The 25,502-nt window shown below is 64.1% G+C and carries 15 protein-coding genes; all 15 read left to right on the top strand.

The window, feature by feature from the left end:
- Nucleotides 1–3,584 (top strand): hybrid sensor histidine kinase/response regulator transcription factor (locus Q1Y33_RS06520; protein ID WP_300798935.1); only part of this gene is annotated, 3,584 nt, incomplete at its 5' end.
- An 11-nt stretch (nt 3,585–3,595) separates the two neighbouring features.
- The gene (locus Q1Y33_RS06515) at nt 3,596–4,828 is read left to right on the top strand and encodes a glycoside hydrolase family 88 protein (RefSeq protein WP_300798934.1); all 1,233 of its coding nucleotides are present in this window, start codon (nt 3,596–3,598) and stop codon (nt 4,826–4,828) included.
- Between the two features lie 267 nt (nt 4,829–5,095).
- Nucleotides 5,096–8,329 (top strand): TonB-dependent receptor, encoded by a 3,234-nt coding sequence (locus Q1Y33_RS06510; RefSeq protein WP_300798933.1) that lies wholly within the window; start codon nt 5,096–5,098, stop codon nt 8,327–8,329.
- A 27-nt stretch (nt 8,330–8,356) separates the two neighbouring features.
- Nucleotides 8,357–10,276 carry a RagB/SusD family nutrient uptake outer membrane protein gene (locus tag Q1Y33_RS06505; RefSeq protein ID WP_300798932.1) on the top strand — a complete coding sequence of 640 codons (1,920 nt, stop codon included), beginning with the start codon at nt 8,357–8,359 and terminating at the stop codon, nt 10,274–10,276.
- Between the two features lie 34 nt (nt 10,277–10,310).
- Complete coding sequence (locus tag Q1Y33_RS06500) at nt 10,311–13,655, top strand: DUF4957 domain-containing protein (RefSeq protein ID WP_300798931.1); 3,345 nt, start codon at nt 10,311–10,313, stop codon at nt 13,653–13,655.
- A gap of 146 nt (nt 13,656–13,801) precedes the next feature.
- Nucleotides 13,802–15,247, top strand: a complete 1,446-nt coding sequence (sufB, locus tag Q1Y33_RS06495) for a Fe-S cluster assembly protein SufB (RefSeq protein WP_300798930.1) — start codon at nt 13,802–13,804, stop codon at nt 15,245–15,247.
- 40 nt (nt 15,248–15,287) lie between these two features.
- Entirely contained in the window at nt 15,288–15,866 is a 579-nt protein-coding gene (locus tag Q1Y33_RS06490) for a flavodoxin family protein (protein ID WP_300798929.1), read from the top strand.
- 169 nt (nt 15,867–16,035) lie between these two features.
- Complete coding sequence (gene sufC, locus Q1Y33_RS06485; RefSeq protein WP_300798928.1) at nt 16,036–16,791, top strand: Fe-S cluster assembly ATPase SufC; 756 nt, start codon at nt 16,036–16,038, stop codon at nt 16,789–16,791.
- Complete coding sequence (locus Q1Y33_RS06480; RefSeq protein ID WP_300798927.1) at nt 16,788–17,609, top strand: SufD family Fe-S cluster assembly protein; 822 nt, start codon at nt 16,788–16,790, stop codon at nt 17,607–17,609. Before sufC ends, Q1Y33_RS06480 begins: the two co-directional genes overlap by 4 nt.
- Before the next feature lie 2 nt (nt 17,610–17,611).
- A complete protein-coding gene (locus Q1Y33_RS06475) occupies nt 17,612–18,832 on the top strand; it encodes a SufS family cysteine desulfurase (RefSeq protein WP_300798926.1) in 1,221 nt (406 codons plus the stop codon).
- A gap of 40 nt (nt 18,833–18,872) precedes the next feature.
- The gene (gene tmk / locus Q1Y33_RS06470) at nt 18,873–19,559 is read left to right on the top strand and encodes a dTMP kinase (RefSeq protein ID WP_300798925.1); all 687 of its coding nucleotides are present in this window, start codon (nt 18,873–18,875) and stop codon (nt 19,557–19,559) included.
- Complete coding sequence (locus tag Q1Y33_RS06465) at nt 19,556–20,662, top strand: BT_3928 family protein (RefSeq protein ID WP_300798924.1); 1,107 nt, start codon at nt 19,556–19,558, stop codon at nt 20,660–20,662. The genes tmk and Q1Y33_RS06465 overlap by 4 nt, the downstream gene beginning before the upstream one ends.
- Before the next feature lie 63 nt (nt 20,663–20,725).
- Nucleotides 20,726–21,760: an efflux RND transporter periplasmic adaptor subunit gene (locus Q1Y33_RS06460; protein ID WP_300798923.1), complete on the top strand. Its 1,035-nt coding sequence runs from the start codon at nt 20,726–20,728 to the stop codon at nt 21,758–21,760.
- Nucleotides 21,757–24,789, top strand: a complete 3,033-nt coding sequence (locus tag Q1Y33_RS06455) for an efflux RND transporter permease subunit (RefSeq protein WP_300798922.1) — start codon at nt 21,757–21,759, stop codon at nt 24,787–24,789. Before Q1Y33_RS06460 ends, Q1Y33_RS06455 begins: the two co-directional genes overlap by 4 nt.
- Nucleotides 24,786–25,502 (top strand): TolC family protein (locus tag Q1Y33_RS06450; RefSeq protein ID WP_300798921.1); only part of this gene is annotated, 717 nt, incomplete at its 3' end. The genes Q1Y33_RS06455 and Q1Y33_RS06450, both read left to right, overlap by 4 nt.

The raw sequence follows: 25,502 nt of genomic DNA, 5'->3' as shown, positions 1-25,502 counted from the left end.
TGTCGGACAGCGTGTTCCGCCGGGTCTATGTGGGCTCGCGGGCGGGCGGTCTCTACCGCGTGGATGGCGAACGGCTTTCGCCGCTGCATCCGCGGGGCCGGCATCCGGGCCGGATCCGCGATCTGGCGGCCGATTCGCACGGCATCCTGTGGGTCACGACGCCCCGCGCCGGCATCACGCGCTACAACCCCGCGACGAACGACTACAAGCATTTCGAGCAGAAACCCTACACCGTCTCGTACTACCTCGACACGATCCCCAAGATCGCCGAGGGCGGCGGGCGGCTGTGGATCAAGATGAACCAGTACGGCTTCGGCTACTACGACCGCGAGACGGACCGCGTGCTGCCCTTCTACAACGACCCCGGGCAGCCCAACTGCCAGATGACCAACGCCGTGGTGCGCTTCGACGTGCGCGACAACGTGCTGTGGCTCTCGACCTACAACGAACGCGGCCTGCGCAAGGCCGTCCTGCTGCGGCAGTCCGCCGACGTCTTCACGCTCGAGTCCGATTCGCCGAACCCGCTTTCGGGCGAGATCCGCGCGCTGATGAACGACCGCCGGGGACGGCTGTGGGTCGGCACGCGCGACGGCGAGCTGATCGCCTTCGACACCGGCTACAGACCGGTCTACCGCCTGCCCGTGCAGGGGCGCGGTACGGGCATGATCTATACCCTGAAGGAGGACTCCTCGGGCAACATCTGGGTCGGCACCAAGGGAGAGGGGCTCTACCGCCTCACGCCCGAGGGCGACGGATACGCCGTGACGCACTTCGCCCACTCCGATACGGACAGCTACTCGCTCAACGACGACCAGGTCTATTGCATCGAGGAGGATGCCGCGGGCCGCATCTGGGTGGCGACCTACGGCGGCGGCATCAACATTCTGGACGATCCCGACGGACGCCGCTTCATCCACGTGGGCAACCAGCTGATCCACTATCCGTTCGACGAGGCGGGGCGCGTGCGCTGGCTGCTCTGCGACAACGAGCACCGCATGTTCGCCGCGACGGTCGACGGCCTGCTGGTCTTCGATCCGAGTGTCGGCTACCGGCAGATGCGCTTCGACCTGGTCCAGAAAATTCCGGGCGACGTCTCCTCGCTGGGCAACAACGACATCATCCACATGTGCAAGGACTCCGCGGGACGTATCTGGCTGGCGACCTACGGCGGCGGCCTGAACCTCATCTCCGGATACGACGGCGAGGGGACCCCGCGGTTCCGCTGCTTCGGGCAGGAGAGCGGCCTGTCGAGCAACATCTGCATGGCCGTGACGGAGGACCGCCAGGGCGACATCTGGGTCTCGACACACAACGCCGTCTCGCGCTTCGACCCGCGCCGCGAGGTCTTCTCGAACTACAACCTCTACGATGACATGCGCAACGCCATCCTCAGCGAGGCGACGACGCTGACCACGCCGTCGGGCGATGTGCTTTTCGGGGCCCGGAGACAGATTTTCCGTTTCGATCCCGAGAAAATCCGCGCCTCGAAGATCGACTATGACCTCCACTTCACGGGGCTCGACGTGCGCAACCAGCCCGTCGCGGCAGGGCCCGGGGCGCCGCTTGCGGTCTCGGTGCCCGAGGCCGACCGGATCGTGCTGCCCTGGAACTTCTCGAATTTCCGCATGGAGTTCGCATCGCTGAACTACGCCATCCAGCACGCCGTGGGCTACATGTACAAGCTCGAGGGCTACGACCGCGACTGGAACATCTCGGGGACGACCAACCGCGCCTCCTACTCGAACCTGCCGATCGGCAGCTACCGCTTCCATGTCAAGGCCTTCGTCGGCAATACGGCGGCGGCCGACGACGGCATCTCCATTGCGGTGGATGTCCTTCCGCCGCCCTGGCTCACGTGGTGGGCCAAGACGCTCTACGTGCTGCTGGCGCTGACGATTATCACGGTGGTGCTGCGCACGGTGAATTCGGTCATGCGCATCCGCCGCGAGGCGAGCGTCGAGCAGGACATGACCGACCTGAAGCTGCGCTTCTTCACGAACATCTCGCACGAACTGCGCACGCCGCTGACGCTGATTCTGGGCGGCATCGAGGACGTGCGCAGGAACGACAAGCTCTCCTCGCGCGGGGAGATCAGCCTCACGCTCGCCCACCGCAACGCACGGCGCATGCTCTCGCTCATCAACCAGCTGCTGGACTTCCGCAAGATCGTCAAGAACAAGATGGAGCTGAAAATCTCGCGCGTGGACCTCGTGCCCGTCGTGGAGGATGCGATCGAGGATTTCCGCGAACTGGCCTCCGAGCGGCGGATCGAACTGTTGTTCACCGTGTCGCGGCGTTCGATTCTCGTCTGGGTGGACATCGAACGCATGGAGAGCGTGATCTACAACCTGCTGTCGAATGCCCTGAAGTTCACGCCCAACGGCGGGAAGGTCGAGGTGATCCTCTCGCAGCGCGACGAGGAGGAGCGTGTCGTCCTCACCGTGCGCGATACGGGCATCGGCATCCCGAAGGACAAGCAGGGGGCGATCTTCGAGCGCTTCGCGCAGGCGTCGCGCGCCGTCGACCCCAACATGAAGGGGTCGGGCATCGGGCTCTCGCTCTGCCGCGACATCGTCGCGCTGCACCACGGCGAGATCACCGTGGAGAGCCGTCCCGGCGAAGGCTCGGCCTTCACCGTCAGGCTCCGGCAGGGCAACGCCCACTTCGGCATGGAGCAGATCGACTTCTCGGGGGCCCGGTCGGACGAGCACCGCAGCCACTACATGGTCAGCGACTACACGTCGGTCGACAGCCAGCGCCGCACGGATGTCGCCCCGCCGAAGGATGCGCAGAAGATTCTCCTCGTGGAGGACAACCGCGAGCTGCGCATCTTCATGTACAACAGCCTGATCGACACCTACCACGTCGTTGAGGCCGACGACGGCGTCGAGGCGCTCGAGAAGATCCGTTCGGAGATGCCCGACATCATCGTCACGGACCTGATGATGCCCCGCATGGACGGCATCGAGCTGATCGACAAGGTGCGCCACGACTTCACGATGAGCCACATTCCGATCGTGATGCTCACGGCCCGCCACTCGCCCGACGACCGCGTGAAGGCCATGGAATACGGCGCCGACGGCTACATCACCAAGCCCTTCAGCATCGAGCTGCTGCTGGCCCGCATCGACAACCTGCTCACGCAGCGCCGCAAGCTCTTCGAGAAGTTCTCGTCGCAGTCGGCCCGCAACAAGGCCGTGGAGCTCGTCGTGGAGGATGTCGTGGTGACGGACCGCGACGAGGAGTTCATGAAGGAGGTGATGTCGTGGCTGGGTGCGAACATCGAAAATTCGGACCTGACGATCGACCAGCTGGCCTCGCACCTCGGCCTGGGCCGCACGACGATGTACAACAAGCTCAAGAGCCTCACGGGCAAGTCGCCCGTCGAGCTCATCAAGGAGTACCGCATCACGAAGTCCAAGCTGCTGCTGCGCACGGGGCAGTTCTCCGTCTCGGAGGTGGCCTACAGGGTGGGATTCTCCGATCCGGGCTACTTCAGCCGCTGCTTCCGCGAGCAGTTCCACATGTCGCCCGCCGAGTACCTGAAAACCCACAACCTGAAACAGAATCACGAAACCAAATAACCGATAACAAGATGAAACGATTTTCTCTGCCGGCACTTCTGTGTGCCGCTGCCTCTCTTGCCGCCTGCACGTCGCAACCGGCGCGCCCGGCGCTGCTCGACGGTCCGACGCCGCTGGCCGTGCGGGTGGTCGAGAGCGAAATGGCACGCAACCCGTCGCCTGCGAACCTCGACGGCATTCCCGTCGGCAAGATCAAGTGGAACTACACGACGGGCCTTGAGCTGCTGGCCATGATGGACGCCGGCGATGCCTACGGCCGGGCCGATTTCCGCGACTACGCGCAGCGCTACTACGACTCGATCGTGCAGGCGGACGCTTCGGTGCTCACCTACCGACGCGAGAAGTACAACCTCGACCATGTCTGCCCGGGCCGTGCGCTCTTCCGCCTGGCCGAAAGCACGGGTGAGGCCCGCTACCGGCAGGTGCTCGACACGCTCTACACGCAGCTGCAGGGCCAGCCGCGCAACCCCGACGGCGGATTCTGGCACAAGGCCGTCTATCCGCACCAGATGTGGCTCGACGGGCTCTACATGGCCGAGCCGTTCTACGCCGAGTACGCCGTGAAGTATCTCGAAGGAGCCGACCGCGAGCGGGCCGTGGCCGATATCGTCAACCAGTTCGTCGTCGTGGCGAAGCACACCTATGACCCGCAGACGGGGCTCTACCGCCACGCCTACGACGATTCGCGCGAGATGTTCTGGTGTGACAGCCTGACGGGACAGTCGGCCCACGCCTGGGGCCGTGCGATGGGGTGGTACGCCATGGCCATTGTCGAGACGTTGCAGTATCTGGGTGTCGATGCGGCCACGCAGCCGATGGTCGACATCCTGAACCGCATCTATGAGGTGCTGCCCCGCTATGCCGATCCCGGGACGGGCATGTGGTACCAGGTGCTCGACCAGCCGGGCCGCGAAGGCAACTACCTCGAGTCGACGGGTTCGATCATGTTCGTCTACGCCATGTTGAAGGGCGTGCGGCTGGGCTACCTGCCCGCCGAACTGGGCCCCGGGGCGCAGCGCGCCTTCGAGCGCTTCGTCGAACGCTTCGTGCGCGAGAACCCCGACGGCACCGTCTCGCTCACGGACTGCTGCGCCGTGGCAGGCCTGGGCGGCAAGGAGCGCCGCAGCGGCACGTTCGACTACTACATCTCCGAGAAGGTCATCGACAACGACTGCAAGGGCATCGGTCCGCTGATCTGGGCGGCGATGGAGTACGACCGCGCGTGCGGACGCCTCGACAAATAATCCGGCCGCAGCCCGGAGATGGAAAATCCCCTCGAAACGAGGGGATTTTTCTCTTCCGTCCGGCGAAAAACCCCTTCCGGAGCCGTTTGCGGCCGGGATGACAAATTTTCCATGAGAAGTGATAAAATTTACCATCCCTCTTTTGGCGTGTTTTTTACTTTTGTATAGTAAAAAAGTGCGGATATTTGTAAAATTTTGAATAATTGCAATGCCCGTACCGGAAATACGAAAACGAGATAAACCTAATTATTAACCAAAACCAGTTTTATGAAAAACTTTACTCTGAAGTTCGCCCTGTTTTTGCTACTGGGCGTGGGTCTGGCCTCCACGGCCGCGGCCCAGCAGATCGGAGGTATCGTGAAGGACTCGGCTGGGAATCCGGTCATCGGAGCTTCGGTGGTAGTCGACGGTACGACGATGGGTGTAAGTTCCGGTATCGACGGTTCGTGGTCGCTCGACGTGCCCGACGCCTCGAAGAAGACGCTCGTCTTCTCCTATATCGGAATGAAGACGCAGCGCGTGGAGATCGGCTCCCGGACCCGTATCGACGTGACGCTCCAGGACGAGTCGACGGCTCTCGACGACGTGGTTGTCGTGGGTTATGCCGCCGTCAAGCGGCGCGATGTCGTCGGATCGGTTGCATCGGTCAGCTCCGAGGCCCTCATGCAGATGCCCGTGGCATCCGTGACGGAGGCCATGGCCGGACGCATGGCCGGTGTCTCGGTGACAGCCAGCGAGGGTGACCCCGATGCCGAAATCAAGATTCGTGTCCGTGGCGGCGGTTCGATTACGCAGGACAACTCGCCGCTCTATATCGTGGACGGCTTCCCCGTGGAGAGCATCACCGACATCCCGGCTTCGGACATCGCCTCGATCGACGTGCTGAAGGATGCCTTCTCGACGGCCATCTACGGTGCCCGCGGTGCCAACGGCGTTGTCATCGTGACGACGAAGAGCGGTGAGGCCGGCAAGATCACGGTCAACTACAACGTCTATTACGGTATCAAGAAGTTCTCCAACCAGGATGCGCTGACCCCGATGACGCCCTATGAATTCGTACAGTACCAGTACGAGGCCGCCATGGTCGAGGGCAAACTCGAAAACAACTATGAGCCCTATTTCGGCGGATTCTCCGACATGGACCTCTACAAGAACGTGCAGGGCATCGACTGGCTCGACCAGACCTTCGGCCGCACGGGTACGACCTTCAACCACAACCTGAGCATCTCGGGCGGCGGCGACAAGTTCAAGTGGACGGCCGGTTACGCACATATCGACGAGCGCGCCATCATGATTGGCTCGGAGTTCAAGCGTAACAACCTCAACTTCAAGGCCAACTACAAGCCTTCGAAGAAGATCGGCTTCGACTTCTCGATCCGCTATTCCGATACGGACGTGCGGGGCGCCGGTTCGAACTCCTACAACGACTCGGGTTCGACCTCCGGCAACGGCCGCGTGAAGCACGCCATCCAGTATCGTCCCTTCCCCTTCACGACGGCCGCCTCGGGCGACGATGACGAGACGATGGCCGGCGACAACGTCAACCCGCTGATCGCCACGGCCGACAACGACAGCCGTTACAGCCGCACGAACTGGAATGCCAACGCCGCCTTCCAGTGGGAGATCGTCAAGAACCTCAAGCTGCGCGTCGAGGCCGGTCTGGATACCTACCGTCAGACCAAGGACCGCTTCTACGGCATGACGACCTATCTGGTCTACAACTCGAACCGTCCCGGTCCCGCCACGCAGTATACCGACTATACGCGCGAGAAGATTCGCAACACCAACACGTTGAGCTACGACTTCGAGAACGTCTTCAACAACGACGACCACTCGCTCAACCTGCTCGTCGGCCAGGAGTACATCGTCACGCGCTCCAATACGCTCACGGCCTGGGCCTACGACTTCCCGGACTTCTACGACTCGATGATGGCCTGGCAGATGATGAGCTCGGCGACGGGTACGCGTTCGATCAACAACTTCTACGATCCCGACGACATGCTCTTCTCGTTCTTCGGCCGCGTGAACTACGACTACAAGGGCAAGTACATGGTTTCGGGTACAATGCGTGCCGACGGTTCGTCGAAGTTCGCCGAAGGCAACCAGTGGGGCTACTTCCCCTCGGCTGCCGTGTCGTGGCGCATTTCGGGCGAGGAGGGACTCAAGGACATCGACTGGCTCGACAACCTGAAGCTGCGCTACAGCTACGGTACGGCCGGTAACAACAACATCCCCTCGGGTCTGATGCTGCAGGAGTTCGCCGGCAGCGACAATGCCAGCAACTGGTATCTCTATGACAACTGGTGGGGCGTGGCCAAGGACGACAACGGCAAGATTGTCATGGCAAATCCCGACCTGACGTGGGAGACCACCTACTCGCACAACATCGGTCTCGACTTCAGCTTCATCCGCGGCCGTGTGAGCGGTTCGGTGGATGTCTACCAGAACAATACGAAGGACCTGCTGATTCAGTACCCGCTCACGGGCAGCGGCTATGAGTACCAGTACCGCAACCTGGGCGAGACGCGCAACCGCGGTATCGAGCTTGCCGCCACGTTCGTGCTGCTCGAGAAGCCCAAGTACGGCCTGACCTTCTCGGCCAACGCCAGCTACAACGAGAACCGCGTGATGAGCCTCGGCGGTCTGGATTACCTCGACGGTCTGCAGTCGGGCTGGGCATCGAGCGAGATCGGTACCGACTACCGCGTCCGCGTGGGCGGCTCGCTCGGCGAGATGTACGGCTACGTGTCGGACGGCCGCTATGAGGTCGACGACTTCGACTACATCGACGGCAAGTGGGTGCTCAAGGAGGGTATCGTGGACTGCTCGGCCGTAATCGGCAGCAACTACCTGCGTCCGGGTGCCATGAAGCTCAAGAATGTCGACGGCAGCGAGGACAACAAGGTGACGACCGACGACCGCACGATCATCGGCAACGCACAGCCCAAGTGGACGGGCGGTTTCTCGCTCTCGGGCTACGCCTACGGCTTCGACTTTTCGGCCAACTTCAACTGGGTTTACGGCAACCAGATTTACAACGCCAACAAGATTGAGTTCACCTCGGAGCGCGGTACGAAGAACAACTTCCGCAACCTGCTCAATACGATGGCCACGCAGAACCGCTGGACCAACATCGACTGGGCGACGGGCGAGCTGATCACCGATCCCGAACAGCTGGCTACCGTCAATGAAGGTACGACGATGTGGTCGCCGCTCATGTCCTCGGCCGTCTTCAGCGACTGGGCCGTGGAGGACGGATCGTTCCTGCGTCTGTCGTCCGTGACGCTGGGCTACACGCTTCCCGAGCGTTGGATGAAGAAGCTCCGCATCCAGAAGTTCCGTCTCTACGTGACGGGTACCAACCTCTTCTGCTGGACGGGTTACTCGGGCTACGATCCCGAAGTGGACACCCGCCGTGCCACGCCGCTGACGCCGGGCGTCGACTATTCGGCCTATCCGCGCAGCCGCAGTGTCGTCTTCGGTGCGAACCTCACATTCTAATCGTGTTCAAAGCAAAATAAACATCGTATGAAAGCTATCAAATACATATTCGTTTTGTCGGCCGCAGGAGCGCTCTGTGCCTGCTCCGATCTGCTGGAAACGGAAACCAAGTCGTCGTTCGACACCGAGACGGTCTTCTCGAACTACGAGCTGGCCGAAGGCTGCAACTTCGGCATCACGCAGGCTTTGCTCGAAAAGGCGAACCACCGGGGACGTTACCATCCCTACGTGGGTCTGAACACCGATATCGAGTGGGGCAACAACTGGAGCAACGAGACCAACCAGGCGAACAACGCCAACCGTCAGGCCATCTACGGTTACAACCTGCTGCCGACCAACGGCGAGATGAACACCTCGGGCAGCAGCTCCGACGCCTATTCGCCCTATTACACGGCCATCGAGCGTGCGAACCTCAACATCAAGAACCTGCGTCTGTACGGCGATGTGGAGAACAACGCCGACATGGCCTACCTGCTGGGTGAGGCGCTGACGCTGCGTGCCGTGATGTACTACGACCTGATTCGCGCCTGGGGCGACGTGCCCTTCCGCACGGAACCGATCAGCGACGACATCTACATCCCGAAGACGAGCCGCGACGTGATCTTCAAGCAGATCCTCGGTGACCTGGAGGAGGCCTACGACTACCTGCCGTGGCCCGGTCAGGGACATGCCACCACGACCGACCGCATCAACAAGGCCTTCGCCAAGGGTCTCTACGCCCGTCTGGCGCTGATGGCTTCGGGCTACGCGCTGCGTCCCGCCGACGGCATGATCGGTACGGGCGATGCCGGTTCGGTGCGCCTGAGCTCCGATCCCGAGCTGCAGCAGGATGTCCTCTACCCGAAGGCGCTGGCCGCCTGCGTGGACGTGATTCGCAACAGCGGCATGTCGCTCTATCCGAGCTTCGAGCAGCTGTGGCGCGACCTGAACAACTTTGACCTGACGGCTGCCGGCACGGGCCGCGAGGTGCTCTGGGTATTCCCCTACGGCAACAACCGCGGACGTTGGAACTACACCTTTGCCGTGCGTCACGACGGTGCCGACCAGTTCATCGGCGCTTCGGCCGGAACCTCCAGCCGCGGCGGCAGCGTGGGCCCCGTGCCGACGATGTGGTTCGAGTACGAGAAGCAGGATACGCGCCGCGACGTGAGCTGCGTGAACTTCATCTGGGAGTACACCTCGGGCTCGGCTACGACGACGGCTCCCGTGCTGGCCGGTCTCGATACGTGGTATTTCGGAAAGTACCGTTTCGAGTGGATGGAGAACTATCCCTACAGCGGCGGTAACGACGACGGTTTCAAGCCGCCCTACATGCGTCTGTCGGATGTCTACCTGATGGCTGCCGAGTGTGCAATCCACTCGTCGTGCGCCTCGGTGGACGGCGGCGGCCTGGACAACGCGAAGAACTACCTGCTGGAGGTGCGCAAGCGTGCCTATGCCGGTAACGAGGCGATGGCCCAGAGCTATGTCAACGGCATCGGTTCGACTACGGCCATGTTCGACGCCATCGTCGACGAGCGTGCCCTCGAGTTCGTGGGCGAGATGCTCCGCAAGACCGACCTGATCCGCTGGAACCTGCTGAAGACCAAGATGGACGAGACGAAGCGGAAGCTCAACGACCTGAACAACTGGACGGGAGACTTCAGCTACCTGGCCCAGGGTGACGGCTATGTCTACTACAAGGTCGAGGGTACGAACCTGAAGATGTACGGTCTGGGACGTGACGAGCAGACGGCTCCCGATGCCACGTGGACGCCCTACACCAATACGGAGGGTGAGGTTTCGCGCTATGCGCCGTGCGCAAGCAACACCGAGAACCCGAAGTTCACGACTGCCGAGATCGACCGTCTCTACGACCGCGATCCCGATACGCGCCAGTACTGGCCCATCTTCCAGAGCGTTGTCGACAACTCGCAGGGTCAGATTCACAACGATTACGGTTATTAACGGATAATCGACCACCAAAACAGATTTTACGATTATGAAAAGCATATTTCGCAAATTGATGTCCGGGCTGCTGCTGCTTACCGTGGCGGGACTGGGCGGCTGTTCGGAGGACCCGGACGGCATCAATAACGAACTGGTGCTCGACCGCGCCCTGACGCCGCTGAACTTCACGGCTTCGGTGCTCTCGACGGGCTACCAGGTGCGCCTGACGTGGGACGTGCGCACGACGGATACCTATGAAGTCGTCATCTATTCGGACGAGGGTCTCACCTCGGTGGTTACGACCAAGAGCGAGCTCACCCCGGCGGAAGTTCCCGTAACGCTGGACCTCGAGGCCGAGCAGGTCTATTACGCCACCGTGCAGGCCTTCAGTTCGAACGAGCGCACCGCGCCGTCGCACGTGGCCGTCGCCGGCCCGATCGAGACCTATGCAATCATGGACCCGCTGAATCCCGTCGTCACGGAGCGCACGTCGGAAAGCGTGACGCTGAAGTGGGATCAGGATCAGTATGTGACGCACCTGCTGGCTACGCCGGTCGCTTCGGCCGACCAGGAGCCCGTGCGTTATGACCTGTCCGCCGAGCAGGTGGAGGCCGCCACGGCGACGATCGGTGGCCTGCAGCCCTCGACCGAGTACTTCGTGGCTGTCTTCTACAACAGCGCCAGCCGCGGCGGTCAGGATGTCTGGACCCGTCCCGACATGCAGAACATGACGAAGATCTCGACGATCGAGCAGCTCATGCAGGCCTTTGTGGACGGTGGCAAGTACCAGCTGGCCTACAGTGAGACGCCCTATACGGTGCCCTCCTACGGCGAAGGCGAGACCAACCCCGCATCGGCGCTGGCCGCCGACCTGACGATCATCGGCGAGACGACGCTCGAGGGTGCGAAGCCCGCGATCGTAGGTCTGGGTATCGGTCTGAATCCCGGTGTGAACGACATTCGTCTGGAGGACCTCTCGCTCGACGGCGCCGATGTGGCCTCGTCGCTCATGGAGGTGAAGGCGGCCATCGCGATGAACTCCGTGACGCTGAAGAACTGCGACCTGGCGGGCTACCGCAACATCTTCTACGAGAACAAGGGCGGTTCGGCCATCCAGACGCTGCTCTTCGACGGCCTCTATGCCGCCAACATGGGCAACAGCGGCGGTGACTTCATCGACTTCCGCACCGAATCGGTACACGGTACGCTGACAATCACCAACTCGACCTTCTACAACGGCGCCCGTTCGTTCCTGCGTGTCGACGCCAAGGAGACGCTCTCGTCGATTGTCATCCGCAACAACACCTTCTGCAACTTCTCCACGGTAACCGACGGCAACAACAAGGGTATCTTCTACGTGCGCGGCACGGCTCCGGTCATGGAGTATGCCAACAACCTCTTCCTGAACGAGACGGGTGAGAATGCCCGCTTCATCGCCAACAACAGCTCCGTGCAGCTGCCGACGCTCATCCAGAGCAACTACTTTTACAACTGTGCGGACACCTTCTTCGAGGCCAAGATTTCGGACGGCGTGGAGATCACGCAGGCCACGGCCACGCAGAACGGCGGCAAGATCCTCACGGAGGACCCGTGCGAGAACTCGCTGCGCGGCAAGTTCTATCTGGTGAACGACGAGATCGCCTCGGCACGTATCGGCGACCCGCGCTGGTGGAATGCCGTGGCTCCCATCGTGCCCGAGCAGACCGAACTGAACGTCATCACGGAGGCTACGGTCTGGAACTTCGCCGATACGGAGAACTTCGAGCCGCAGGAGATCCTCTCGACGAAGATCCTGGACAACCTGCAGTTCATCGTCAACGACGAGGAGGCCCCGATGGCCGTTACGGACAACGGTACGATCTCGTTCTCGGCCGCCTCGACCCTCTCGGTGCTCGACGTCCCGACGAACAACGCCCTGGCCTTCAAGGTGAGCGTGCCGGGTTCGGTACTCATCACGCCCGCCGATGCAGGCTACAACAAGCACATGGAGATCATCGTCAACGGCGCCCGCTATGCGGTTCCGGCCGACGGCACGCAGAGCAAGTTCGGCTTCGGTGACATCCAGGGTGAGACGACGGTCTACATCTGCAGCTGCGCTCCCGTCGAACTGCAGGCGCTCGAGTGGTCGCTCGAGGTGGTTTCGGGCGGCGAGCCCAAGGCCCTCGACACGCCCGTCTTCACGACGACCGACATCCCGGCCGTGGATCAGGGCACGTCGCAGCCGATCGCCGTGGCATGGAACGCCGTGCCGAACGCCGCAGCCTATGAAGTGACCTTCAACGGCAAGACCGAGACGGTGGAGACCCCCTCGTATGAGATTCCCGCCTCGACGGTGGCTTCGCTCAAGGCCGGCCAGCACACGCTGTCGGTCGTAGCCAAGGCTGCCGAGGGCTCGCTCAACTGGCTCGACTCGGAGGCTGCCAGCGTGACGATTACGATCAAGGGCGTGCTGACGACCGTATCGTCGGCCTACACGTGGAACATCGCCGATGCCTCGTCCTTCCCGGCCGGTGACATCAAGGAGACGTCCGTCTTCGGCAACCTCCAGTTCCTGGCCAGCGACTCGAAGCACATGACCATCGAGCACTCGATTGGCGACCAGGGCGAGCCGGTGGACCGCATCAAGTTCAACGGCAAGAGTACGCTGGAGGATGTGACGCCGACGCTGCGTGCCCTGGCTCTGCGCGTGAGCGGCAACGGTACGCTGACCGTGAAGGCCATTTCGAGCAGCAGCTCGGACGCCACGCGCGAAGTGGGCGTGAGCGCCAACGGCAAGGAGTACCTGCGCGAAGCCTGCCCGACCTCGTCGGACGGCGAGGCCAAGACGGTGACCTTCACCGACCTCACGGGCGAGACGACGATCTACATCTACTGCTACGCCACGATCAATGTCTACGCGCTGTCGTGGGAGCCTGACATGTCGGGTGTTCCCGAGCCCGTGGCACAGGAGTGGAACTTCTCGTCGGCATCGTTCAGCGACCTGATCGCACGGCTGAAGGCTGCGGGCAGCGATGGCCTGACGAACTTCAGCGAGACGATCGACGGCCTGACGATCAAGACCGACAGCCACAACATCCGTGGCGGCGAGGGTGACGCGGGTGCCTACATCCAGCCCAACGGCAGCGGAACGACCGAGTACCGTGTCTTCACCTTCACGGCGACGACCTCGGGCAAGGTCAAGGTCGTGGCATCGAACACGAGCGACAGCTCTTCGGACCGTTACGTGACCCTGCAGGTCGGTGACGATGCTGCCGGTGCCCAGCAGCAGCTTGGCGGTGTGCCCAGCTCGACGCCCGCAACGCTCGAGTACGACATCACGGTATCTGGCGAGACGCCGGTCTACATCTATCCTACGGGTGGTCTGCGCTTCTACAGCATCGAGTATATCCCGAACTGATCGCGCTGACGACGCATTGTTCCGGGCGGCATCCTCTGGGGTGCCGCCCTTTTTTTGTCGCTGCGCCCGTCCGCGGTACCGTATTTGCCGGGTGCGATTATGAAATTCGGATTAGATTTTATACCTTTGTACGATATTTTGCTCGTATGGCAGGAAAAGAGAAAGACCTATTGGAAAATATCGGGGAGCAGGAGTACAAGTACGGCTTCACCTCGCAGATCGAGACCGAGACCATCGGCAAGGGACTCTCGGAGGAGGTCGTGCGCCTGATCTCCGCAAAGAAGGGCGAGCCGGCGTGGATGACCGAGCGCCGCGTGGCGGCCTACCGGCACTGGCTGACGCTCGAACCCCCGACGTGGGCGCATCTGACGATCCCCGAGATCGACTTTCAGGATATCATCTACTATGCGGCGCCGAAGGCCCGCAAGAAACTCGGCTCGATGGACGAGGTCGACCCCGAACTCAAGCGCACGTTCGACAAGCTGGGTATTCCGCTCGAGGAGCAGATGGCGCTGGCGGGCGTGGCGGTCGATGCCGTGATGGACTCCGTCTCGGTGAAGACCACCTTCAAGGAGACGCTCGCCGAGAAGGGCATCATCTTCTGCTCGATTTCGGAGGCGCTGCGCGACCATCCCGACCTGGTGAAAAAGTACCTCGGGAGCGTCGTCCCCTATACCGACAACTTCTACGCCGCACTGAACGCCGCGGTCTTCTCCGACGGGTCGTTCTGCTACATCCCCAAGGGGGTGCGGTGCCCGATGGAGCTGTCGACCTATTTCCGCATCAACGCCGCCGGCACGGGGCAGTTCGAGCGCACGCTCATCGTCGCCGACGAGGGGGCCTACGTCAGCTACCTCGAGGGGTGCACGGCGCCGCAGCGCGACGAGAACCAGCTGCATGCGGCCGTCGTCGAGATCGTCGTCGAGCGCGACGCCGAGGTGAAGTACTCCACGGTGCAGAACTGGTACCCGGGCGACCGCGAGGGGCGCGGCGGCGTCTACAACTTCGTCACCAAGCGCGGCCTGTGCCGCGAGAACGCGCGCCTGTCGTGGACGCAGGTCGAGACCGGCTCGGCCATCACGTGGAAATACCCGAGCTGCATCCTCGCCGGGGACAACGCGGTCGGGGAGTTCTACTCGGTGGCCATGACCAACAACTTCCAGCAGGCCGACACCGGCACGAAGATGATCCACATCGGCCGCAACACGCGCAGCCGCATCGTCTCGAAGGGTATCTCGGCGGGCCGGAGCCAGAATGCCTACCGGGGTCTGGTGCGCGTGGCCAAAGGGGCGGAGCATGCGCGCAACTATTCGCAGTGCGACTCGCTGCTGATTGGCGACCGCTGCGGGGCGCACACCTTCCCCGAAATCGACTGCCGCAACCGCACGGCCGTCGTGGAGCACGAGGCCACGACGTCGAAGATCTCGGACGACCAGCTCTTCTATTGCAACCAGCGCGGGCTGTCGACCGAGGATGCCGTGGGGTTGATTGTCAACGGCTACGCCCGCGAGGTGCTGGCGAAGCTGCCCATGGAGTTTGCCGTCGAGGCGCAGAAACTGCTGGCCCTGCAGCTCGAGGGCACGGTAGGGTAGCGGCCGGTGAAGAAGCCCGAACGATAATTTGGAACGGAACATGAAGGTAGTTGTCATAAACGGAAGTCCGCACCGCGCGGGGCTTGTGTCGCAGATGCTGGGACATGCGGTTGCGGCATTGCCCTCGGACTGCGAGGTTGCGGAGCTTTTCGTCCGGGACCTGACCGTCCGGCCCTGTGTCGGCTGCATGAAATGCCGTTCGCTGCGGCGCTGCGTGCTGCCCGAGGATGATGCGCACCGTGCTGCACGGCTGATTCGGGAGGCCGACGCACTCATTGTGGGTTCTCCGTGTTACTGGGGTTCCATGAGCGGAGCGCTGAAAGTGCTCTTCGATCGGATGGTTTATGCGTTGATGGGCGAGCGGGAGAACGGACTTCCCGAACCGCTGCATCGCGGGAAACGGGTCGTGCTGGTTGCCACATGCAATACGGCCTATCCGTGGAGTATTCTGTTCCATCAGTCGAGCGGAGTGTTCCGTTCGCTGCGCGAGATATTCCGCTGGAGCGGATTCAAGGTCGTCGGGACGGTGGCGAAGAGCGGATGCCGCAAACATCCGGAACTGACGTCCCGGGAGATTGCGAAATGCCGGACGCTGGGCGGAAAGCTCGTAAAAAGATAGAGGAGCGCCGGTGAAGATGCGGCGTCCGGAGCCGAGTCTCTCCGATGCTGCGACGACAGCTCCCGTAGAGCCTTTCCGCGGCAGGGTGGCATCGGATACGCGGCTGCGGAAAACGGCGGTCCGAAGGTGTGAAAACAGTTGAATTTTGAAGAATAGATTAGATACAGATATGTTAAGCGTAAAAAATCTGCATGCGTCGGTCGAGGGCAAGGAGATTCTCCGCGGCATCGACCTGGAGGTCCGCGCCGGCGAGGTCCACGCCATCATGGGCCCGAACGGCTCGGGCAAGTCGACCCTTGCGTCGGTGCTGGCCGGAAATGCCAAATACACCGTTACGGAGGGCTCGGTGCGCTTCCTGGGCGAGGACCTGCTCTCGATGCCGATCGAGGACCGCGCCCGGCTGGGGCTCTTCCTCGGCTTCCAGTATCCGGTGGAGATTCCGGGCGTCACGATGGCCAACTTCATGAAGCTGGCCGTGAACGAGCACCGCAAGTTCCGCGGAGAGGAGCCCCTCACGGCGGCCGAGTTCCTGCGCCTGATGCGCGAGAAGAGCGCCGTCGTGGAGCTCGACCCGAAGCTCACGTCGCGCTCCGTGAACGAGGGCTTCTCGGGCGGCGAGAAGAAGAAGAACGAAATCTTCCAGATGGCGATGCTCGACCCGAAGCTGGCGATCCTCGACGAGACCGACTCGGGCCTCGACATCGACGCCCTGCGCATCGTCGCCACGGGCGTGACGAAGCTCCATACGCCGCAGAACGCCACGGTGGTCATCACGCACTACCAGCGGCTGCTGGACTACATCGTGCCCGACGTGGTGCACGTGCTCTACAAGGGGCGCATCATCTACACGGGCGACAAGTCGCTGGCCCTCGATCTGGAGAAGGAGGGCTACGACCGCATCATCAACGAGTACGGAAACGAATGACGGCGCTGTCAGACATTCTCCGCAGCTTCCGCACGGCGGAAGGGGAGCGGCTCCGCATCACGGAGACCGTGACGGAGCCTTATGCGGCGGTCGATCCGCGGCATCTCGACGTGGAGGTCGCCGCGGGCGGGGCGGCGCGGCTCGTCGTGCTGCACACGACGCCGGAGCTTTCGGCGCTGCGCTGCACGCTGGGCGAGGGGGCGCGGCTCGAGCTTACGGAGCTCTTCACGGCCGAGGCCTTCGCCGAGGTGGCCGTGGAGCAGGCGGCCCGGAGCGACTGCCGCATTACGGCGGTGCAGCTGGCGAGTGCCAATGCCGCCTACCGCATCGACCTGAACGGTCGCGGGGCCGAAAATACGCTGGGCGGGGTCTTCCTCGCCACGGATGAGGAGCACTGCGTCGTGCGGCTGCATACGGCGCACAATGTCTCCGACTGCCGGAGCGAGTCGTGCGTGAAGGGCGTGGCCGGGGGCCGTGCCGTGGGCGAGTTCCACGGGCTGGTCTACGTGGCGCAGGATGCCCAGCGCACCGACGCGCAGCAGCAGAGCCGCAACATCCTCTTGAGTGACACGGCGCGCATCACGACGTGGCCGCAGCTGGAAATCTATGCCGACGACGTGAAGTGCTCGCACGGCGCGACGGTCGGGCAGATGGATGCCGAGGCGGTCTATTACATGCGGCAGCGGGGCCTGAGCGAGGCCGGGGCGCGGCGCTTGCAAATCGAAGGGTTCGTCGGCGACATCGTGCGCCGCTGCGGCATCGAACCGCTGGGCGAGGTGCTGCTGGAGGCTGTCGCCGCGAAAATGAAACGGATGTGACGATGCTGGATATCGAAAAGATACGCGGGGAGTTTCCGATTCTCGCACGAGAGGTCTACGGGCGGCCGCTGGTCTACCTCGACAACGGGGCCACGGCGCAGAAACCGCTGGCCGTGATCGAGACCGTGGACCGGCTGCACCGCGAGCTGAACGCCAACATCCACCGCGGCGTGCACCTGCTCTCGGAGGAGGCCACGACGCGCTACGAGGCGGCCCGCGAGCGGATTGCCGCCTTCCTGGGCGCCGCGGCGAAGGAGGAGGTGGTCTTCACGGCCGGGGCCACGGCGTCGCTCAACACGGTGGCCTACGCCTGGGGCGAGCGCTTCGTGCATGCGGGCGACAACATCGTCGTCAGCGAGATGGAGCACCACTCGAACCTCGTGCCGTGGCAGCTGCTCGCCGAGCGCAAGGGGGCCGAGCTGCGCATGCTGCCCTTCAACGACGAGGGGGCGCTGCGCACCGACCTGCTCGAATCGCTGCTCGACGCACGCACGCGCGTGGTCGCCGTGACGCAGGCCTCCAATACGCTCGGCACGCGGCCCGACCTGCGCCCCGTTATCCGCGCGGCCCATGCCGTCGGGGCGGTCGTCGTCGTCGACGGCTGCCAGGGCGTGGTGCACGGCGGCGTGGACGTGCAGGCGCTCGACTGCGACTTCTACGCCTTCTCGGGCCACAAGCTCTACGGCCCGACCGGCATCGGCGTGCTGTACGGCAAGCGGGCGCTGCTCGATGCCATGCCCCCGTTCCTCGGGGGCGGCGACATGGTCGACCGCGTGACCTTCGCCCGCACGACCTATGCCTCCGTGCCGCTGAAGTTCGAGGCCGGAACGGCCAACTTCGTCGGGGCCATCGGGCTGGGCGAGGCGGTGCGGTATGTGCAGCAGTTCGATCCCGCGGAGGTCGAGGCCCACGAACGGGCGCTGCTCGACCGGGCGACCGAACGCCTCGGGGCGATCGACGGACTGCGCATCTACGGCACGACGGCGGACAAGTGCGCCATCGTGTCGTTCAACGTCGAGGGGGTGCACCCCTACGACATGGGGATGATCCTCGATAAGCTGGGCATCGCCGTCCGCACGGGACACCACTGTGCCGAGCCGGTGATGGACCATTACGGCGTGACGGGCATGTGCCGCGCGTCGTTCGCGCTCTACAACACCGAAGCGGAGGTGGATGCGCTGGCCGCCGGTGTTGCGCGGGCCGTGCGCATGCTGCGCCAGTAGGCGAGAACCGAAACGAAACCACAATAAACGCAAGGAACCGATGTTCATCGTACTCGAAGGACTGGACGGAGCGGGCAAGTCGACCCAGGTCCGCCTGTTGCGCGAGCTGCTTTCGGCGAGCGGCCTGCGCAGCGAGTATATCCATTTCCCGCGCTTCGACGCGCCCGTTTACGGCGAGCTGATCGCCCGCTTCCTGCGCGGCGAGTTCGGCGGTGTCGGGGAGGTGGATCCCTACCTCGTGGCGCTGCTCTTCGCCGGTGACCGGGCCGAGGCGGCGGGGCAGATCCGCAGCTGGCTTGCCGAAGGACGCGCCGTGGTGCTCGACCGCTACGTCTATTCGAACGTCGGTTTCCAATGCGCCAAGCTGCCCGAGGGGGAGCCGCGCCGCCGCCTGGCCCGCTGGATTCTCGACCTGGAGTTCGGCCACAACGCCCTGCCGCGCCCCGATCTGTCGCTCTTTCTCGACGTGCCCTTCGCCTTCACCGAGCGCAAGCTCACGGAGCAGCGCGCGGGCGACGACCGTGCCTACCTGCACGGTGCGGAGGATATCCACGAGGCGTCGCTCGACCTGCAGCGGCGCGTGCGCGAGGTCTACCTCGAAGCGGCGGCGGAAGACCCGACGCTGCGTGTCGTGGATTGCAGCAATGCCGCCGGGGCGATGGAGACGCCCGAGGGCATATTCGAAAAAATACGCGCGGAGCTGACCCCCGTGCTCGGAAAACGATGAGAAACAAACGCGGATTCAAGATATTGTCGCACGTCTGCCGGCTGGTGCTCGCCTGCACGTTCATCTTCTCGGGCTTCACGAAGGTGATCGACCCGTGGGGCACGGCCCTGAAGGTCAACGAATACCTCTCGATCTACGGTATGGAGTACCTGCAGTGGGGGGCGATGGCCTTCTCGATCTGGCTGTGCGGCGCCGAGCTGATGATGGGCTGCATGCTCCTCTTCAAGGTGCGCATCCGGCTCATCTCGATTTTCGCGGTGCTGTCGCTCTGCTTCTTCACGCTGCTGACCCTGTTGAGCGCCACGCTCATCCCCGTCGAGGACTGCGGATGCTTCGGCGAGGCGCTGAAACTCACGCCCTGGGAGACCTTTGCGAAGAACGTCGTGCTGCTGGCCATGGCCCTCGTCGTCTGGTGGCGCTACCGTCCCGACCGCATCTTCGCGTTCAAGCCCCTGGAGGTCTGCCTGACAATCGCTTTCTTCTGCCTGTCGATGTACTTGGGTTACTACTGCTACCGCCACCTGCCGCTTGTCGACTTCCTGCCCTACAAGGTCGGGGTCAACATCCTCGAGGCGAAGCAGGCGCCCGAAATCGAGGCCGGCGAGACCGAGACGGTGCTCGTCTACCGCAACCGCCGCACGGGCCGCGAACGCGAGTTCACGCTCGACGACACGGAGTGGCAGGACGAGACGAAGTGGGAGTGGGTCGATACGCGCACGACGAGCGAGGAGCCCGCAATCCGTCCGCTGGTGAGCGAATTTGCGCTGCACGGTGCCGACGGGGATGCCACCGAGGAGGTGCTCTCGACGCCCGGACGTCTCTACATGCTCTGCGTGACGTCGTTCGACCGCCTGCCGCGCAGCTGCGCGCGCCGCATGGCGCGGCTGGTTGCCCGCGCTGCGGAGGAGGGCGCCGCGGTCGTCTGCCTGACGCCCCAGCCGCTCTACGACAGCTACGGCCACGATTTCGGGTCGGGGCAGGTGCCCTGCTACAACATCGACGCCTCGACGATGAAGACCCTGCTGCGCGCCGACAACGGGGTGGTCGTCCTCGACGACGGAACGATCTCGGCTAAAAGGAATTGTCGCGATATTCGCCCGTAGGGGCCCTGCGGCGCACAATGGTATGAAAGTTGACTCCGAACCGTCGGAGTCAACTTTTTTCGTATGCGCCGGTTTCTCTTTTTTGTGATGTTTTTTGCGGCGTCCTGCGGCGGCAGGAGCGTGCCGGTCGATTCGGTGCGGCCCGTCAAGGTCGAGACGGCCCGTCGGGCCGGGTTCATCGACAAGGATTTTGCCGGCATGGCGACCCCCGACGATGCCGTGAACCTGGCCTTCAAGCTCTCGGGGCAGGTGTCGGATATTCCCGTTGCGCAGGGCGAGAGCGTGAAGAAGGGGCAGATGCTCGCCGAACTCGACCCCCGGGACGTCGAGCTGCAGGTCGCGGCCCAGCGCTCGGCCTATGAGGAGGCGCGCTCGCAGATGCAGCGCATGCAGCGGCTGCTGCAGCACGAGGCCGTCTCGCGCCAGGAGGCCGAGGCGGCGCAGACGCGCTATGCGCAGGCCCGCTCGTCGTATGAGAATGCCCTCGACCTGCTCAAGGATACGCGGCTGCGGGCCCCGTTCGCCGGGGTCATCGAGGCGGCATACGTCGACAAGTATGAGCGTGTGCAGTCCGGGCAGACGATCCTGCGGCTGGTGGCGCCCGAGACCTCGACCGTGAAGTTCACCCTGCCCGAGAGCGCGCTCGATGCCCTCGCGCGCCCCTCGACGCACTTCGACGTGGCGTTCGACAACTACCGCGGCGTGGTGTTTGCGGCGCGGCTGAAGGATTACGCCCGCACATCGTCCGATGCCTCGGGCTTTCCGGTCTCGCTGACGCTCGAAGGGGTCGATACGGCGCGCTGCCGCATCTCTCCGGGCATGTCGTGCACCGTCACCATGCGCACGGCCGACCCCGTTGCGGATGCCGTGTTGCTGCCCCTGACGGCCGTCTGCGCACCGGCCGAGGGCGGGGATTATGTCTGGATCGTCGGTGACGGCGAGCGGGTCGAGCGGCGCGCCGTGACGCTCGGCGAGCCTTACGGCCGCGACCGCGTCATCGTCGACAGCGGCGTCGAACCCGGCGAGCGCGTCGTGACGGCCGGGGTCTATCAGCTGCGCGAGGGCGAGACGGTGCGCATAATGAGCGACAAGCCATGAACCTGCCCGAATATGCCCTGAAGAACGCGCGTGTCGTGTGGTTCTTCCTGCTCGTGCTGCTCGTGGGTGGCGTGGCGGGTTTTGCGACGCTCGGCAAGAAGGAGGATTCGACCTTCGTCATCAAGAGCGCCTCGCTGCTCTGCCGCTACCCGGGCGCCACGCCCGCCGAGGTCGAGCAGCTCGTCACCGAGCCCATCGAACGCGAGGTGCAGTCGATGCGGCGCATCCACAAGATCACCTCCGAGTCCCGTTACGGACTCTCGAAAATCCTCGTCGAACTCGACCCGGCGACTCCGGCGCGCGACATTCCGCAGCTGTGGGACGAGCTGCGACGCAAGGTGCTCGACGTCCAGGCGCAGCTGCCCGCGGAGGCGTCGCGCATCACCGTGGCCGACGACTTCGGCGACGTCTTCGGTATCTACTACGGCCTTTCGGCCGACGAGGGCTTTTCGTGGTCCGAACTGCGCGACTGGGCGCAGCGCATCAAGACCCATGTCGTGACGGTCGGCGGCGTGCGCAAGGTGACGCTCTTCGGCGAGCAGACGCCCGTCGTGAACGTCTATGTCAGCCTTGCGGCGCTGGCCAACTTCTCGATCCGCCCCGAGACCGTCGTGCAGACCATCTCGCAGCAGAATGCCGTCGTGGACAGCGGCGAGAAGCAGGCCGGGGCGCTCCGCATCCGGATTCTGGAGTCGGGGACCTACCGCTCGCTGGAGGACATCGCCGACCAGCTGCTGATCTCCTCCTCGGGCAAGCAGTACCGCCTGGGCGACATCGCCCGCATCGAACGCGGGTATGCCGACCCGCCGCAGACCCTGATGCGGGTCGACGGACGGCGGGCCATCGGCATCGGCATCTCGACCGAAGAGCAGGTCGACGTCGTTCGGACCGGCGAGCGCATCGACGCCGTGCTGAAGACGCTCGTCGGCCGCATGCCTGTGGGCATGGACCTTGCGGTGCTCTATCCCGAGGACCGCATCGCCCGCGAGGCCAACCGCACCTTCGTGCTCAACCTGGCCGAGTCGGTCGGGATCGTCATCCTGGTTATCATGCTCGTCATGGGGGTCCGCTCCGGGGTGCTCATCGGCAGCTCGCTGCTCTTCTCGATCGGCGGGACGCTGCTGCTCATGCAGCTGCTCGGCGAGGGGCTGAACCGCACGTCGCTCGCGGGCTTCATCATCGCCATGGGCATGCTTGTCGACAACGCCATCGTCGTGACGGACAACGCCCGGCAGGCCATGCTACGGGGCGTCGCCCGGCGGCAGGCCTTCGTCGACGGGGCCAATGCCCCGCGCTGGAGCCTGCTGGGTGCCACGCTCATCGCCGTTTGCTCGTTCCTGCCGCTCTACCTCGCGCCGTCGTCCGTCGCCGAGATCGTCAAGCCGCTCTTCGTCGTGCTGGCCCTCTCGCTGCTCTTGAGCTGGGTGCTGGCCCTGACGCAGACGCCCCTGTTCGGCAGCTTCATGCTCCGCACCGAAAAGGCCGTGCGCGACCCCTACGACACGAAGTTCTACCGGGCGTTCGACCGTCTGCTGGCAGCGCTGCTGCGCCGGAGGTGGGGTGTCGTGGCCGGGGTCGTCGTGCTCTTCGCCGCGTCGCTCGTCGTCATGGGGCGCATGCCGCAAAACTTCTTTCCGTCGCTCGACAAGCCCTATTTCCGGGCCGACGTGCTGCTGCCCGAGGGGTACGACATCCGCGCCACGGAAGAGAACCTGCTCCGCATGGAGGCGTGGCTGCGCGCACAGCCCGAGGTGAAGTGCGTCTCGATGACGATGGGCGCCACGCCGCCGCGCTACTACCTGGCCAGCAGCAGCGTCTCGCTGCGTCCCAACTTCGGCAACATCCTCGTCGAGGTGCACGACCGGCGGCAGACGGCCGCGGTCGAGGAGCGCTTCGGCGCCTACGTCGAGGCGAACTTCCCCGACGTGTGGCTGCGCTCGTCGCTCTTCAAGCTCTCGCCCGTGCCCGATGCGGCCATCGAGTTCGGATTCATCGGCGATGACATCGACACGCTGCGTGCGCTGGCGGCCCGGGCCGAGGCCATCATGTGGCGCACGCCCGGCGCCGTGAACATCCGCAACGGCTGGGGCAACCGCATCCCGACGTGGCAGCCCCTCTATTCGCAGATGAAGGGGCAGCGCATCGGCATCACGCGCAGCCAGCTGGCCCGCGGCCTGACCATCGCCACGCAGGGCTACCGTCTGGGCGAATACCGCGAGGGCGACCTCTTCCTGCCGATCCTGCTCAAGGACGAGAACATCGGCGACTACAACCTGACCAATCTCCAGTCGCTGCCGATCTTCACGCCTGCCGGGCGGGTCTTCTCGCTCGGGCAGGCCGTCGACGGTTTCCGCTTCGGGTTCCGCAGCGGCGTCATCAAGCGCTACAACCGTCAGCGCGTGATGCGGGCGCAGTGCGACCCCGCGCGCGGCGTCAACACCATGGAGCTCTTCACGACGCTGCGCCGGGAGATCGAACGCTCGGTCGCACTGCCCGAAGGCTACGCGATGCGCATCTTCGGCGAGCAGGAGAGCCAGCAGGAGTCCAACGCCGCGCTGGCGCGCTACCTGCCGCTGACGCTGGTGCTGATCTTCACGGTCCTGCTGCTGCTGTTCCGCAACTACCGCGATCCGGCGGTGATCCTGCTGATGATCCCGCTCATCTTCATCGGCGTGGTGGCGGGTCTTGCCGTGACGGGCAAGGTCTTCAACTTCTTCTCGCTGCTCGGGCTGCTCGGGCTCGTGGGCATGAACATCAAGAACGCCGTGGTGCTCGTCGAACAGATCGGCACGCTGCGCGCCGCGGGCCGTTCTCCCTACGAGGCGCTCGTCGAGGCGACGCGCAGTCGCATCGTCCCCGTGGCGATGGCCTCCGGCACGACGATCCTCGGCATGCTGCCGCTGCTCTTCGACGCGATGTTCGGCGCGATGGCCGCCACGATCATGGGCGGGCTCTTCGTCGCCACGCTGCTCACGATCTGCGTGCTGCCGGTCGTCTATGCCCTCTTTTACCATATCCGCAAGCCATGAAAACCCTCTGTACAGCCCTTCTGCTCCTTGTCGCCGTGACACTGCACGGGCAGACGACGCTCGACGACTACCGCGCGGCCGTGGCCGGCTACAGCCGCCAGCTCAAGGTCGCCGCGGCGCAGGTCGACGCCGCGGCGCAGACGCTCGGTCAGGCCCGCACGGGGCGGCTGCCGCGCCTCTCGGCCGACGGCAGCTTCTCGCTCTCGGCACGCCATCACGACGGGGTCGAGCACTGGACCTTCAGCCTGCTGCCGCAGATCGTGCAGACGCTCTACGGCGGCGGGGCCGTGCGGGCCTCGGTGCGCAGCGCCGAGGCGGGGTACGACATCGCGCTCTGCGACGAGGAGTTCTCGCAGCTCGAGGTGCGCTATGCCGCCGACTATGCCTACTGGAGCCTCTCGGCCGCCGAACTCTATGCCGAGGCCATGCGGCAGTATGTCGCCATCATCCGCTCGCTCAAGCAGGTCGTCGACCGCCGCTTCGCCGAGGGGCTCGTTGCCCGGGGCGACGTGCTGATGATCGACGCCCGGTTGAGCGAGGCGGAGTTCGAGCTGGTGTCGGTCGAGCAGCGCCGCGAGGTGGCGCTGCACAACTTCAACGTGCTGCGCGGCGAGGAGGCGGCGCGCGGCGTAAGGCTGGCGCAGGGCATCCGCGATTCGCTGCCGCTGCCCCGGCGCGTCGAGGCGGCGCAGCTGCTGGCCGTCCGGGCGGAT

This window comes from uncultured Alistipes sp., assembly GCF_949296715.1.
In the GTDB taxonomy this organism is placed as follows: Bacteria; Bacteroidota; Bacteroidia; order Bacteroidales; family Rikenellaceae; genus Alistipes.
Note: the sequence above shows the minus strand (reverse complement) of the source record. Positions and strands in the feature narration are given on the sequence as shown.

Coding starts and splice junctions, on each gene's coding strand:
- Q1Y33_RS06515 (WP_300798934.1), top strand. CDS start 3,596: ATGAAACGATTTTCTCTGCCGGCACTTCTGTGTGCCGCTGCCTCTCTT.
- Q1Y33_RS06510 (WP_300798933.1), top strand. CDS start 5,096: ATGAAAAACTTTACTCTGAAGTTCGCCCTGTTTTTGCTACTGGGCGTG.
- Q1Y33_RS06505 (WP_300798932.1), top strand. CDS start 8,357: ATGAAAGCTATCAAATACATATTCGTTTTGTCGGCCGCAGGAGCGCTC.
- Q1Y33_RS06500 (WP_300798931.1), top strand. CDS start 10,311: ATGAAAAGCATATTTCGCAAATTGATGTCCGGGCTGCTGCTGCTTACC.
- sufB (WP_300798930.1), top strand. CDS start 13,802: ATGGCAGGAAAAGAGAAAGACCTATTGGAAAATATCGGGGAGCAGGAG.
- Q1Y33_RS06490 (WP_300798929.1), top strand. CDS start 15,288: ATGAAGGTAGTTGTCATAAACGGAAGTCCGCACCGCGCGGGGCTTGTG.
- sufC (WP_300798928.1), top strand. CDS start 16,036: ATGTTAAGCGTAAAAAATCTGCATGCGTCGGTCGAGGGCAAGGAGATT.
- Q1Y33_RS06480 (WP_300798927.1), top strand. CDS start 16,788: ATGACGGCGCTGTCAGACATTCTCCGCAGCTTCCGCACGGCGGAAGGG.
- Q1Y33_RS06475 (WP_300798926.1), top strand. CDS start 17,612: ATGCTGGATATCGAAAAGATACGCGGGGAGTTTCCGATTCTCGCACGA.
- tmk (WP_300798925.1), top strand. CDS start 18,873: ATGTTCATCGTACTCGAAGGACTGGACGGAGCGGGCAAGTCGACCCAG.
- Q1Y33_RS06465 (WP_300798924.1), top strand. CDS start 19,556: ATGAGAAACAAACGCGGATTCAAGATATTGTCGCACGTCTGCCGGCTG.
- Q1Y33_RS06460 (WP_300798923.1), top strand. CDS start 20,726: ATGCGCCGGTTTCTCTTTTTTGTGATGTTTTTTGCGGCGTCCTGCGGC.
- Q1Y33_RS06455 (WP_300798922.1), top strand. CDS start 21,757: ATGAACCTGCCCGAATATGCCCTGAAGAACGCGCGTGTCGTGTGGTTC.